Raw genomic sequence first — 13,037 nt, 5'->3', positions numbered from 1 at the left:
AAGGGCCCCGCTAAGCGGGGCCCTTTCGTTTGGGCTGCCTCCGGCGGCCAGAGGGGAACCTCTGAAAGAGGTTCCCCTCTGGACTCCCCTCCAGGACCTTTTGTGTGCCTTCGGCAGGGTGTGCGGGCGCGGGTGGGCGTGCAGTTTTTAGCCGACTCGTCGCGTACGCACCTCGCCCGGCGAAACGGTACGTATTATCTCAACCTATGGCACGCGCGTACGCGCATACAAGAAGTTTAGGAAGAAAAGGGGATGGGGGGTCCGGGGGAAGGGAAAGCCCTTTTCAAAGGGTTTCCCTTTCCCCTTCCCCCCGGCCGTCGGAGGCGCGCCTTTTGGCAAAGTGTTTGCAATAATCGTTGTCAGGTCTGCCCGCAGTGTCAAAAAACGGGCGGCCGGGATAGCGTATGCGAGTGGAATTAAGAACAATTATGCCTGAAAAGACCGAGTGGAGGGAGCCTCCTTTTGCGCACGGTGTTGTCCGCTTTGACCGGAGCTGGTGTCTGGACGAAGTGGAACGCGGGGTGTGCGAGCGGGGTTTGACCGCCCTGGCCTTTGAGGACGCGGCCATGTTCGCGGACCACGGACGGGTGGTGGCCATGTGCACGGACATGCGCGTACGCGATCTGAACGTGTTGTGGAGCGCGCGGATGGACACGGTGCCCACGGACGGGCTGCTCAAGGCCATGCGGCTGGCCGGGTGCCAGCGGGTGGAGATGCGCCTGAATCCGGACGAGGCCGTGGAAGGGCTGTTTTGGGCCCGGCGCTACGGGTTCGACGTGCGCATTCGCAACCTGGACGGCGCGTCCTATGCGGCCGAGCGGATTACGTACGGCGTGGCCGAGCGCGAGGCCATTGCCGGGCGGCTGCCCGGTCTGCACGCGGCCCAGTTCGACCTGGCCGTGGCCTATTACCGGGCCGGGCGGCTACATGATGTCATGCTGCCGTTGGGCAAGGCCATGACCCTGCGTTTCCCCATGAACGAACTCTGCCTGAACCTGCTGGCCTGCCTGTCCGCGGCCAAGCATTATCCCGACCAGGCGGCCGGGCTGCTCGACCAGGCCGGGTACGGCTGTCCGCATCCGGTGGTCTTCCGCAACCGGGAGTTGCTCAAGGCGTGGCTGGCCGGCGGCGGCGACCTGAAGGGCGTGCGGTTGTGCCTGGAACCCGAGCATTCGGCCTTTTCCTAGGTCGCGATATTTTCGAATGAAGCAAGCCCCCGCGACGGTCGTTGCGGGGGTTTTTCGTCAGGCGTGGTTGAGCAGCTTGAGTTCGGCGGGCTCGGGATTGAGGTAGTATTGCTGGGTCAGGTACGGCACGCGATACTTGCGGGCGTAGTGGTTGAGCAGGGTGACGGGCACGAGCAGGGGGACCTTGCCTTTGGCATAGGCCGTGATCATGGCGTGCAGTTCGCGCTTGTCCTCGGCGTCCAGGTTCTTCTTGAAGTAGCCCGCCGCGTGGCTCAACACGTCGCGGTTCTTGCTCGGCGTAGCCTTGAGGGTCAGGGCGTTGAAGAGGAGTGTGCCGTACTTTTCGAAGATCGTCTCGGCGTTGTGCAGGGTGCTTTCGCCGAGCAGGCGGCCGAGGTCCCGGTAGCCGCGCAGGTCGTGGGCGCGGATGAGCATCTTGTGCCGGGTATGGAAGTCCACCAGGTTGCCGATGGACACCCCTCTGGCGGTGAGAGCGCGCCAGCGGTGCAGGACAAAGACCCGGCGGATGAAATTCTCGCGTTGCGCGGCGTTTTGCAATCCTTCGGACGAGACTACGGGCAGCAGGGGATCGTGTGCCCGGAGCAGGCGGGTAAAGAAGCCGGGCCCGGGTTTCGGAGGCGTGCCGTCGGTGGAGTGGATCTTGGATTTGTTTACCGCGCAGGAGGCCGAGTGCACGCGCAGGACAAAGCCGCAGATGCCTTCCTTGTCCAGTCCCTTGAGCACGCGTTTGGCCCAGTTGGTCATCTTGGCGGTCAGGTCCTTGCCCGACTCGTAGCCGATGAGCCTGATTTCGCCTGCGCAGTCCACCTGGCGGAGCGGTTCGCGGGGAATGCCCATGCCGCAGGCTATCTCAGGGCAGATGGGCACGAATTCCACGTGCTTGGCCAGTGTTTCGGTCAGGTAGGCGCTCCGGCGGTGGGTGCGGTCGAAGCGGACCCTTTCTCCGGCCACGCAGGCGCTGACGCCAATCTTGATGCTATCGGACATGGCCCCTCCCATGGTTCTTCTTTTCAATGTAACATCGGGCGGAGCCGTGAAACAAGCAAAATTCGCCCGGCGGCCGCCGGACGAACAACAAGACCGCCCGGTTGGGGCGGCCTCGTGGAAAAATCGGAACGGAGAGGGGGGGCTAGGAGGCTCTGGCTTGGCGGCCGGGGCAGCAGGAGCAGCGGGGGCCTTCGTCGGACTCGTCGGGCACGGCCAGGATCTTCGCGGCCAGGCCGCAGCACAAAACCACGTCCGAGCCGCGCACACGCACGCGGCATCCCTTGTTGTCCCCGGTCAGGACGGTCACAGGGCAGCCGGGCGTCATGCCCATGGCCAGCATACGGGCGCGGGCCTGGCGGCCACCGTCTATACCGGCTATTCGAACTATGGACCCTGTCGGAAACTCGGTCAAAGGCTTTTGCATCGCTGGACTTTCCCTCAAATCTTGCGTTGAGGTTGAGAGTAAGTATCAACCTCTCCTCTGTCAATGGGAAACTGCGATCTTCCGGTCCCCCCTTGGCAACCGTTTCAGGATGCTTATGGTCCATGGATACGGCAGTCTCCCGTCCCGTTCGGGGCCGCCCCCGGAAGCCGCGCGGACCGGGATATAACCGTTGCGTTTCGGGGGATAACCTTATAATAAAGATTGCTTGTCCGGCGGGCGGCGGCGGTGCCGAGCCGGGCGGGGGGAAGGGATTCGACCCCCTCCCTCGAATACCGCCGTAACTTCAACTACTTCGAGCAGAATGCCCAAACGCACAGATATCAAGAAGATCATGTTGATCGGGTCCGGCCCCATTGTCATCGGCCAGGCCTGCGAGTTCGACTACTCCGGCACCCAGGCCCTCAAGGCGCTCAAGGAGGAGGGGTACGAGGTGGTCCTGGTCAACTCCAACCCGGCCTCCATCATGACGGACCCGGAGTTGGCCGATGCGACCTATATCGAGCCCATAGAGCCCGAGACCGTAGCCCGAATCATTGAAAAAGAGCGTCCCGACGCTCTTTTGCCGACTTTGGGGGGACAAACCGGGTTGAACACGGCCCTGGCCGTGGCCGACATGGGTGTGCTCGACAAGTTCGGCGTGGAGCTCATCGGCGCCAACATCGACGTCATCAACAAGGCGGAATCCCGTGAGGAATTCCGTGCGGCCATGCGCAACATCGGCCTGGGCATGCCCGAGAGCGGCATCTGCCACAACATGGACGACGTGCGCGAGTGGGGCGAGAAGATCCCGTTCCCGATCATCGTCCGCCCCGCCTACACCCTGGGCGGCTCCGGCGGCGGCGTGGCCTACAACATGGAGGAGTTGGAACAGATCTGCTCCAACGGGTTGGCCCTGTCCATGAAGCACGAGATCATGCTCGAACGCTCCATCCTCGGCTGGAAGGAGTACGAGCTGGAGGTCATGCGGGACAAGAAGGACAACTGCGTGATCATCTGTTCCATCGAGAACCTCGACCCCATGGGCGTGCACACCGGCGACTCGGTCACCGTGGCCCCGGCACAGACCCTGACCGACGACGAATACCAGCGGCTCCGGGACGCCTCGCTTGCGGTCATGCGCGAGATCGGCGTGGAGACCGGCGGCAGCAACGTCCAGTTCGCGGTCAACCCCGAGGACGGCGAGCTGATCATCATCGAGATGAATCCCCGCGTGTCCCGGTCCTCGGCCCTGGCCTCCAAGGCCACCGGCTTTCCCATCGCCAAGATCGCGGCCAAGCTGGCCGTGGGCTATACCCTGGATGAGATTCCCAACGACATCACCCGCGAGACCATGGCCTCCTTCGAACCGGCCATCGACTATTGCGTGGTCAAGATACCCCGTTTCACCTTCGAGAAGTTCCCCGGCACCGAGGACTACTTGACCACGGCCATGAAGTCCGTGGGCGAGACCATGGCCATCGGCCGGACTTTCAAGGAAGCGTTGCAGAAGGGCTTGCGTTCGCTGGAGACCGGCCACCCCGGCCTGGGCGAGCAGTTCGACAACTGCGACATCGACCGCAACGAGGTCCTCAAGCTCCTGCGCCGGCCCAACTCCCAGCGGCTGTACGCCCTGCGCAACGCGCTCAACTGCGGCATGACCGAGGAGGAGGTCTTCGAGGCCACCAAGATCGACCCGTGGTTCCTGCGCCAGTTCAAGGACATCGTGGACATGGAACACGCGCTCATCGAATTCGGCAAGCGCGAGGGCGTGACGGCCGAGGCCGAGGGCATGGCCGAGATGCTCCGCAAGGCCAAGGAATACGGCTACTCCGACCCGCAGTTGGCGTCCATGTGGCGGACCAGCGAAGACGCGGTGCGTAGCCTGCGCAAGGAGCTCGGCATCGAGCCGACCTACTACCTGGTCGACACCTGCGCCGCCGAGTTCGAGGCCTACACCCCGTACTATTATTCCACCTATGAGACCGGGCAGGAAAACGTCCGCGAGGACCGCAAGAAGATCGTCATCCTGGGCGGCGGACCCAACCGCATCGGCCAGGGCATCGAGTTCGACTACTGCTGCTGCCACTCCTCCTTCACCCTCAAGGAAATGGGCGTGGAGTCGATCATGGTCAACTCCAACCCGGAGACGGTCTCCACCGACTACGACACCTCGGACAAGCTCTACTTCGAGCCCCTGACCTTCGAGGACGTCATGAACATCATCGAGTTCGAGAAGCCGGACGGGGTCATCGTCCAGTTCGGCGGCCAGACCCCGCTCAACCTGGCGCTCAGGCTGATGAATGCGGGCGTGCCCCTGATCGGCACCAGCCCGGACGCCATCGACCGCGCCGAGGACCGCGAGCGGTTCAAGCAGTTCCTGAACAAGCTGAACCTCAAGCAGCCGCCCAACGGCACGGCCATGTCCATGGTCCAGGCCCGCGAGATCGCCGAGAAGCTGACCTTCCCGCTGGTCCTGCGCCCGTCCTACGTGCTCGGCGGCCGGGGCATGGACATCGTCTACTCCATGGACGAGTTCGACCATTACTTCCGCCATTCGGCCCTGGTCTCCCCGGAGCACCCGACCCTGATCGACAAGTTCCTCGAATACGCCGTCGAGGTGGACGTGGACGCCCTGGCCGACGGTGAGGACGTGTATATCGGCGGGGTCATGGAGCACATCGAGGAGGCGGGCATCCACTCGGGCGACTCCGCCTCGGTGCTGCCGCCGTACTCGCTCAGCGCCGAACTCATCCGCGAGATCGAGCGCCAGACCGTGGCCATGGCCAAGGAACTGGGCGTGGTCGGGCTGATGAACGTCCAGTTCGCCATCAAGGACAACGAGGTCTACATCATCGAGGTCAACCCGCGCGCCTCGCGCACGGTGCCCTTCGTGTCCAAGGCCACGGGCGTGCCCCTGGCCAAGCTGGCCACGCGGGTCATGCTTGGCGAGAAGCTCAAGGACTTGAAGCCCTGGGAACTGCGCAAGCGGGGCCACGTCTCGGTCAAGGAGTCGGTCTTCCCGTTCACCCGCTTTCCCAACGTGGACGTCCTGCTCGGACCCGAGATGCGCTCCACCGGCGAGGTTATGGGCATCGACCCGAGCTTCGGCCTGGCCTACATGAAGTCGCAACTGGCCGCCGGCCAGAAGCTGCCCACCTCGGGCACGGTCTTCATGTCGGTCAACGACTGGGACAAGTCCAAGATCGTCCTGGTGGCCAAGGACTTCGAGGCCATGGGCTTCAAGGTCGCGGCCACGGGCGGCACGGCCGACTTCCTCATGGAGAAGGGCGTCAACGTGGAAAAGGTCCACAAGGTCCACGAGGGCCAGCGGCCCCACGTGGTCGACCACATCAAGAACGGGGCGTTCGACCTGGTCATCAACACGCCTTCGGGCAAGAAGACCGTGGGCGACGCCAAGATGATCCGTCAGAATGCGCTGCTGTACGACATCCCCTACACCACCACGGTGTCCGGGGCTCGCGCGGTGGTGCAGGCCATATGTGAACTCAGACAAACCGGGCTGCAAGTGAAGAGCCTGCAAGAATACTACGGCTAGAGAGAAGCCGGACACACGAGAGAGTCTTCATGAAAAAAGAGTATTGCGGTCTTTTCGGCATCTACGGTAACAAGGAGGCGGCGCGCATGACCTACTTCGGTCTGTACGCGCTGCAGCACCGCGGGCAGGAGTCCGCGGGCATCGTTACCTGGGATGGCGAGAAAATCCGCGAACAGAAGGGCATGGGCCTGGTGGCCGACGTGTTCAACGAGCGGCACCTGGGCAAGGAACTCAAGGGTTCCATCGCCATGGGCCACATCCGCTATTCGACCACGGGCGCGTCGCTCATCCGCAACGCCCAGCCGTTCCTGGTCCGCCACGGCGACCTGCGCCTGGCCGTGGCCCACAACGGCAACCTGGTCAACACCTACGAGCTGCGCAGGGAGCTGGAGCAGAACGGCTCCATCTTCCAGACCACCATGGACACCGAGGTTTTCGCCCACCTGATCATCAAGTACTTGCACGAGTCCGAGAGCATCGAGGAGGCCGTGGGCAAGGCCTGCAACAAGGTGCGCGGCGCCTATTCCATGCTCATCCTGGCCAACGACAAGATGATTGCGGTCAAGGACCCCAACGGGTTCCGGCCGCTGGTGCTCGGCTCCGTGGCGGGCAACTACGTCTTCGCCTCCGAGACCTGCGCCTTCGACCTGGTCGAGGCCGAGTATCTGCGCCCCCTGGAGCCCGGCGAGATGGTCGTCATCCACAAGAACAAGCTGACCTCCCACCGCTTCGCCGAGCCCATCCGGTGCAGCAAGTGCATCTTCGAGCTCATCTACTTCGCCCGTCCCGACTCGCACATCTTCGGCGACGTGGTCTACGAGCGGCGCAAGGCCATGGGCGCCATGCTGGCCAAGGAGGCCCCGGTGGACGCCGACCTGGTCATGCCGTTCCCGGATTCGGGGAACTACGCGGCCGTGGGCTACTCCCAGGAGTCCGGCCTGCCGCTGGAGCTGGCCATGATCCGCAACCACTATGTGGGCCGGACCTTTATCCAGCCCTCCCAGGACATGCGCGATTTCTCCACCAGGGTGAAGCTCAACCCGGTCAAGTCCATGATCACGGGCAAGCGTATCATCATCATCGAGGATTCCATCGTGCGCGGCACCACCATCCGCGCCCGGGTCAAGAAGCTGCGCGAACTGGGCGCACGGGAGATCCACCTGCGCGTCAGTTGCCCGCCCATCCGGTTCCCCTGTTTCTACGGCATCGACTTCTCCTCCAAGGGCGAGCTCATCGCCGCCAACCACAGCGAAGAGGATATCGCCCGCTTCATGGGGCTCGACTCCCTGCACTATCTGAGCATCAAGGGGCTCGTGGACTCCGTGACGCAGGACGAGTGGTGCCTGGCCTGCTTCGACGGCAACTATCCGGTCCCCTTGACCGACCATATGGGCAAGGACTGTCTGGAGGCCACGCCCGGCATCATCAAGGAATTCTGCTAGGCTGCGAATCATCAACGCCCGGCGTCCCCGATGGGGACCGGCCGGGAGAGGGCGGCACACGGGCCGCCTGCCGGGAAGGACGCGTTTTCGCGTCCGCTCCGGTTCCTATTCGGGAGAACAACGCATGGCATGCACATCCGAGCGCAAGGACTGGCTGGCCCTGGCCCGCGAGGTCCTGGACATCGAGGTCCAGGGGCTTGAGGCCGTGCGCGACCAGTTGAACGGGCCGTTCATCGAGGCCCTGACCGCCATGGCCGAGTGCACGGGCCGCGTGGTCATCACCGGCCTGGGCAAGTCCGGGCTGGTGGGCCGTAAGATCGCGGCCACCCTGTCCTCCACGGGAACGCCGTCCTTCTTCCTCCATCCGGTGGAGGGGGCCCACGGCGACCTGGGCATGATCCGGGACGAGGACGTGGTCCTGGCCCTGTCCAACTCCGGGGCCACCGACGAGGTCAACGCCATCCTGCCCACGCTCAAGTCCCTGGGGGCCACGGTCATCGCCATGACCTCGAACCCTGCCTCGCCCATGGCCGAACTCTCGGACATCCACATCCAGGTCCATGTGCCGCGCGAGGCGTGTCCCATGGGGCTGGCTCCGACGTCCTCGACCACCGCGCAACTGGCCGTGGGCGACGCCCTGGCCGTCTGCCTCATGGAGTGGAAGTCCTTTGGCCAGGACGATTTCAAGCGGTTCCACCCCGGCGGTTCGCTGGGGCAGCGGCTGGCCACCTGCGTGGACCAGCTCATGCACAGCGACGGCCTGCCCGTGGTCCGGGAGGAGGCCGCCCTGAAGGACGCCCTGGCCACCCTCAACGGCGGCGGGCTCGGCCTGGTGGCCGTGGTCGACCAGGCCACGGTGCTCAAGGGCGTGTTGACCGACGGCGACGTGCGCCGCCTGGTCTGCGCCGGGGGGCTCGACATGGACCGCCCGGTGCGCGAGGTCATGACCGTGTCGCCGAGAAGGGCCACGGCCGGGGAGTCCTCGGCCCGGGTGCTCGACCTCATGGAGCGCAGCCAGATCACCGTCCTGCCCGTGGTCCGCGACGACGGACGGCTGGCGGGCATGGTCCACCTCCACGACCTGCTCGGCAAGGGCGAGTTGACTTTTTCCGGCGGCAACGGCGGGGGAGCCGGTTGATGGCCCGGACCCGTACCGAAGACGCCGACGTCTGCAGGCGCTGTTCCTTCCAAGGGCCGACCTGCTGCCGCATCACCACGGGCCAGGAGGAGTACTGCTTTCCCCTGTCCCAGACCGAGAAGGAGCGCATCCAGGATCTGGTGCCGTACACCGGCGGCTTCGTGCTGTCGCCCAACTCCAAGGCGTTCATCGACTACGCCTGCCGCCTCTTCCCCGGCGAAGAGGCGTTGGTCCGGCGGATATTCCCGGAGGGCAAGGAGCACTTCCGGCTGGCCGTGGACTCCATGGGCGCGTGCCGCTTCCTCGGCCCGCTGGGCTGCGAGATCCCGCAGGAGGCGCGCCCCTATTACTGCCGTCTCTTTCCCTTTTGGATGGCGGGCCGCACGGTCACGCATTTCGATACTCCCACCTGCCTCGCCCGGCGGGAAGGGGGCACCCTGGCCCGTATTCTCGACATCCTTGACACCAACAAGGCGACCGTGAAGGATCTGTACGGCCGGTTGCGCCTGGTCTGGGGACTGCCCCCGACCAAGGGCGCGAATCCGGTCAAGAAAACCTTCTGATGGATAGAACATGAAGAAATTCCTCAAGATATTCGGCATATTCGTTCTCATCTGTACCCTTTCGGGCATCGGCGGGGCCGTCTGGCTCTACCACTGGGCCTCCAGCGACCTGCCCGGCTTCAAGAACATAACGGACTACAAGCCGCCCCTGGTGACCACGGTGTATGCCAAGGACAACAAGGTGCTCGGCTATTTCTACAAGGAGAAGCGGTTCCTGGTCACCCTGGACCAGATGAGTCCGTGGATTCCCAAGGCCTTTCTGGCCGCCGAAGACGCCTCCTTCTACGAGCACGACGGCGTGGACCTGACCGCCATCGTCCGCGCTTTCAAGGCCAACCTCATGGCCGGGCGCACCAAGCAGGGCGGCTCGACCATCACCCAGCAGATCATCAAGCGCCTGCTGCTGACCTCCGAGCGCAGCTACAAGCGCAAGCTCAAGGAGGCCATCCTCGCCTTCCGTCTGGAGAACTACCTGACCAAGGAAGAGATCCTGACCATCTATCTGAACCATATCTTTCTGGGCGCGCACTCCTACGGCGTGGAGGCCGCGGCTCGGACCTATTTCGCCAAGCACGCCAAGGACCTGTCTGTCGCCGAGGCGGCCATGATCGCGGGCCTGCCCCAGGCGCCCACGCGGTACAATCCGTACCAGAACTATCAGCTGGCCCGGCAGCGCCAGGAGTACGTCCTCGGCCAGATGCGCAACCTCGGCTGGATCACCGACGAGCAGTACCAGGAGGCCCTGGTCGAGCCCATCGAGCTCAAGTCCATGGAGGACCCGTCCTGGAAAGTGGGGGCGTATTACCTCGAAGAGGTCCGCCGCTGGCTGGTCGACCAGTACGGCGAGGACGAGGTCTACAACGGCGGCCTGACCGTGACCACCCCGTGCGACCTGAAGCACCAGGAGGCCGCCGAGAAGGCGCTCAGGCGCGGACTCATCGACTCGGCCAAGCGGCGCGGGTGGACCGGCCCCATCGGCCATTTCACCGCGGCGGACGAGCCCAGGATTCTCGAAGAGGGCCCGCAGAACACGGACAACATCATGGCCAAGGACCAGCTCATGAAGGCCTTCGTGACCAAGGTCTCCAAGGACAAGGCCCTGGTCAGCTTCGGCCAGTACAAGGGCGAAATTCCCATCAAGGCCATGTGGTGGGTGCGCGAGCCCGACGTCAAGAAGAGCCACGAGGACGTGCCCGACCCGACCGACGCCCGCAAGATCCTCAAAAAGGGCGACGTGGTCTGGGTGACCGTGGACACGGCCCCGAAAAAGGAGGACGGCACCTGGATTCTCGACCTGGAGCGCGAGCCCAAGGTCCAGGGGGCCCTGGTCTCCATCAAGCCCGATACCGGCGAGGTCGTCGCCCTGGTGGGCGGCTACTCGTTCGCCACCAGCCAGTTCAACCGGGCCACCCAGGCCAAGCGCCAGCCCGGTTCGGCCTTCAAGCCCATCGTCTATTCGGCCGCCATCGACAACGGCTTCACCGCCGCCTCCATCGTCCTGGATGCGCCCATCGTCTACGCCAACGACGCCGAGGGCAAGCTGTGGCGGCCCGAAAATTTTGAGGGCACTTTCGACGGACCGACCCTGCTGCGCACCGCTCTGGTCAAGTCCAAGAACCTGTGCACCATCCGCATCGCCCAGAAGATCGGCATTCGGGCCATCATCGACCGGGCCAAGGCCATGGGCCTGGACACGGACTTCCCGCACGACCTGTCCGTGTCGCTGGGCTCCGCCGTGGTCACCCCCATGAACCTGTGCGAGGCCTATACGACCTTCCCCCGCGGCGGTTCCTACATCAGGCCCCGCATGGTCCTGTCCGTGAAATCCGCCTGGGGCGACGAGCTGTATTCCTCCAAACCCGAGCCCGTGGACGCCATCAGCCCGCAGACCGCCTACATCATGGCCACCCTGATGAAGCAGGTGGTCCAGAACGGCACCGGCTGGCGTGCCAAGGTGCTGGGCAGGCCCGTGGCGGGCAAGACCGGCACCTCGAACCAGGAGCAGGACGCCTGGTTCATGGGGTACGCCCCGTACCTGCTGACCGGCGTGTACGTCGGCTTCGACGAACTGACCCCCATGGGCAAGTGGGAGACCGGTTCGCGCGCGGCCTCGCCCATTTGGGTGGATTACCGCAAGCAGGTGGAGGACGATTATCCCTATGAGGACTTCACCCAGCCGCCGGGAATTGTTATGGTCAAGGTGGATGGCAACACGGGCAAGCTCGCCTCGCCGTCCTCGACGAAGGAGTTTTTCCTGCCGTTCAAGGTGGGCTCCGAACCCACGGAGACGGCGCGCCCCTATGGCGGGAACGGAGAGGCACCGGCGTCGACCGATGATCTGTTCAAGCAAACCTTCTAGGTAGTTGGGGGCGCCATGGAACTCGATCTCTATCAGGTGGACGCGTTCGCGGACGAGGTCTTCACCGGCAATCCGGCGGCCGTGATTCCGCTCTACGAGTGGTTGTCCGACGAGCTGATGATGCGCATCGCCCAGGAAAACAACCTGGCCGAGACCGCCTTCTTCATGCGCAAGGGCGAGTACTTCGAACTGCGCTGGTTCACCCCGGAGATCGAGATAGACCTGTGCGGCCACGCCACCCTGGCCAGCGCCCACGTCCTCTATCGCCACCTGGACTACACCGACCCGGCCGTGGTCTTCGAGACCAAGAGCGGGCGGCTCTTTGTGGACCGCGAGGGCGACGGCTATTCCATGGACTTCCCGGCCTGGTCCTGCGCCAAGACCCAGGTCACCGAGCGCGTGGCGGCGGCCCTGGGTGCACGGCCCGCCGAACTCTACATGGGCAGCCGCGACATGATGGCCGTGTTCGAGACCGAAGAGCAGATCCGGGCCCTCAGGCCCGACTTCCGCCAGATATCCTCCCTGGACGGGCTGTGCCTCATCTGCACCGCCCCCGGCATGGACCACGACTTCGTCTCCCGAGTCTTCGTGTCCGGCGACTCCATCCCCGAGGACCCGGTCACCGGCTCGGCCCACTGTACCCTGGTCCCGTACTGGGCGGAGCGCCTGGGCAAGTCCACGTTCCACGCCTACCAGGCCTCCAAGCGCGGCGGCTCCATGCGTTGCGAATACCTCGGCGACCGGGTCAAGATATCCGGCAACGCCGTGACCTACATGACCGGAACCATTCACCTCTAGGAGGCGACATGCCGTTCATCAAAGTGGAAACCAACGTTTCCGTTCCCGACGAGACCGCCTGCCTCAAGGGGGTCTCCGCCCTGGCCGCAGACATGCTCGGCAAGCCCGAGTCCTACGTCCTGGCCGTGATCGAACCGGGCAAGAAGCTGCTCTTCGGCGGCACCGCCGACCCGGCAGCCTTCGTCACCCTTGACTCCATCGGCCTGCCCGAGGACCGGACTACCGAATTCTCCGCTGCCATCTGCGGGTTCCTGAACCGGGAGTTGTCCGTCCCGGCCAATCGCGTGTACATCGCCTTCGGTAATATCCAACGGCACCTCTTCGGCTGGGACGGCGGGACGTTCTAGGCGTCCCCGGCCAGCCCTCCTCCCTTCGCACCCGGTCGCCGCACGGCCGTTTTTCGCCGGGGCTTCCCGCTCCCATCGTCACCGAGCGCCGCTGAATCGGATAAAGTGTTGCGCAACGCGATCTTGCGCAACGTTGCGCGACTATCATTCCGATATAGTTAAATATTTTTTGTGCACGTCTTTTGCACTCTCATGGCTTTTGGCAACGCTGTTTT

At 64.3% G+C, this 13,037-nt stretch carries 10 protein-coding genes; 8 read left to right on the top strand and 2 right to left on the bottom strand.

From position 1 onward, the window contains the following. Positions 1–428 precede the first annotated feature (428 nt). Positions 429–1,187 (top strand): hypothetical protein, encoded by a 759-nt coding sequence (locus V8V93_RS14815; protein ID WP_338667370.1) that lies wholly within the window; start codon positions 429–431, stop codon positions 1,185–1,187. Between the two features lie 57 nt (positions 1,188–1,244). Here the strand turns inward: V8V93_RS14815 and V8V93_RS14810 are convergent, their stop codons facing one another. Together V8V93_RS14810 and V8V93_RS14805 are read right to left on the bottom strand one after the other, a co-directional pair. Then, positions 1,245–2,195: a YbgA family protein gene (locus V8V93_RS14810; RefSeq protein WP_338667369.1), complete on the bottom strand. Its 951-nt coding sequence runs from the start codon at positions 2,193–2,195 to the stop codon at positions 1,245–1,247. Between the two features lie 142 nt (positions 2,196–2,337). Next, positions 2,338–2,619, bottom strand: a complete 282-nt coding sequence (locus tag V8V93_RS14805) for a FeoA family protein (RefSeq protein WP_338667368.1) — start codon at positions 2,617–2,619, stop codon at positions 2,338–2,340. 322 nt (positions 2,620–2,941) lie between these two features. Between V8V93_RS14805 and carB the strand changes: the two genes are divergently transcribed. The 7 genes from carB to V8V93_RS14770 all read left to right on the top strand — a co-directional run bounded on the left by carB (position 2,942) and on the right by V8V93_RS14770 (position 12,822). Further along, positions 2,942–6,175, top strand: coding sequence for a carbamoyl-phosphate synthase large subunit (gene carB / locus V8V93_RS14800; protein ID WP_338667367.1), 3,234 nt, complete (start codon positions 2,942–2,944; stop codon positions 6,173–6,175). A gap of 29 nt (positions 6,176–6,204) precedes the next feature. Continuing rightward, positions 6,205–7,617: an amidophosphoribosyltransferase gene (gene purF / locus V8V93_RS14795; RefSeq protein ID WP_338667366.1), complete on the top strand. Its 1,413-nt coding sequence runs from the start codon at positions 6,205–6,207 to the stop codon at positions 7,615–7,617. Between the two features lie 124 nt (positions 7,618–7,741). Further along, a complete protein-coding gene (locus V8V93_RS14790) occupies positions 7,742–8,755 on the top strand; it encodes a KpsF/GutQ family sugar-phosphate isomerase (protein WP_338667365.1) in 1,014 nt (337 codons plus the stop codon). Continuing rightward, entirely contained in the window at positions 8,755–9,318 is a 564-nt protein-coding gene (locus tag V8V93_RS14785) for a YkgJ family cysteine cluster protein (protein ID WP_338667364.1), read from the top strand. The genes V8V93_RS14790 and V8V93_RS14785 overlap by 1 nt, the downstream gene beginning before the upstream one ends. Before the next feature lie 10 nt (positions 9,319–9,328). Next, positions 9,329–11,677 carry a penicillin-binding protein 1A gene (locus tag V8V93_RS14780; RefSeq protein ID WP_338667363.1) on the top strand — a complete coding sequence of 783 codons (2,349 nt, stop codon included), beginning with the start codon at positions 9,329–9,331 and terminating at the stop codon, positions 11,675–11,677. 15 nt (positions 11,678–11,692) lie between these two features. Beyond that, the gene (locus V8V93_RS14775; protein ID WP_338667362.1) at positions 11,693–12,475 is read left to right on the top strand and encodes a PhzF family phenazine biosynthesis protein; all 783 of its coding nucleotides are present in this window, start codon (positions 11,693–11,695) and stop codon (positions 12,473–12,475) included. 8 nt (positions 12,476–12,483) lie between these two features. Further along, on the top strand, positions 12,484–12,822 hold the full coding sequence (locus V8V93_RS14770; RefSeq protein ID WP_338667361.1) for a phenylpyruvate tautomerase MIF-related protein: 339 nt from the start codon (positions 12,484–12,486) through the stop codon (positions 12,820–12,822). Positions 12,823–13,037 lie beyond the last annotated feature (215 nt).

The sequence above is a fragment of the Pseudodesulfovibrio sp. 5S69 genome (assembly GCF_037094465.1).
Taxonomy (GTDB): domain Bacteria; phylum Desulfobacterota; class Desulfovibrionia; order Desulfovibrionales; family Desulfovibrionaceae; genus Pseudodesulfovibrio; species Pseudodesulfovibrio methanolicus.
Note: the sequence above shows the minus strand (reverse complement) of the source record. Positions and strands in the feature narration are given on the sequence as shown.

What these genes read in the sequence shown, in the direction of transcription:
- V8V93_RS14785 (WP_338667364.1), top strand. Translation starts at nt 8,755, where the DNA reads ATGGCCCGGACCCGTACCGAAGACGCCGACGTCTGCAGGCGCTGTTCC.
- V8V93_RS14770 (WP_338667361.1), top strand. Translation starts at nt 12,484, where the DNA reads ATGCCGTTCATCAAAGTGGAAACCAACGTTTCCGTTCCCGACGAGACC.
- V8V93_RS14780 (WP_338667363.1), top strand. Translation starts at nt 9,329, where the DNA reads ATGAAGAAATTCCTCAAGATATTCGGCATATTCGTTCTCATCTGTACC.
- V8V93_RS14790 (WP_338667365.1), top strand. Translation starts at nt 7,742, where the DNA reads ATGGCATGCACATCCGAGCGCAAGGACTGGCTGGCCCTGGCCCGCGAG.
- carB (WP_338667367.1), top strand. Translation starts at nt 2,942, where the DNA reads ATGCCCAAACGCACAGATATCAAGAAGATCATGTTGATCGGGTCCGGC.
- V8V93_RS14810 (WP_338667369.1), bottom strand. Translation starts at nt 2,195, where the DNA reads ATGTCCGATAGCATCAAGATTGGCGTCAGCGCCTGCGTGGCCGGAGAA.
- V8V93_RS14805 (WP_338667368.1), bottom strand. Translation starts at nt 2,619, where the DNA reads ATGCAAAAGCCTTTGACCGAGTTTCCGACAGGGTCCATAGTTCGAATA.
- V8V93_RS14775 (WP_338667362.1), top strand. Translation starts at nt 11,693, where the DNA reads ATGGAACTCGATCTCTATCAGGTGGACGCGTTCGCGGACGAGGTCTTC.
- purF (WP_338667366.1), top strand. Translation starts at nt 6,205, where the DNA reads ATGAAAAAAGAGTATTGCGGTCTTTTCGGCATCTACGGTAACAAGGAG.
- V8V93_RS14815 (WP_338667370.1), top strand. Translation starts at nt 429, where the DNA reads ATGCCTGAAAAGACCGAGTGGAGGGAGCCTCCTTTTGCGCACGGTGTT.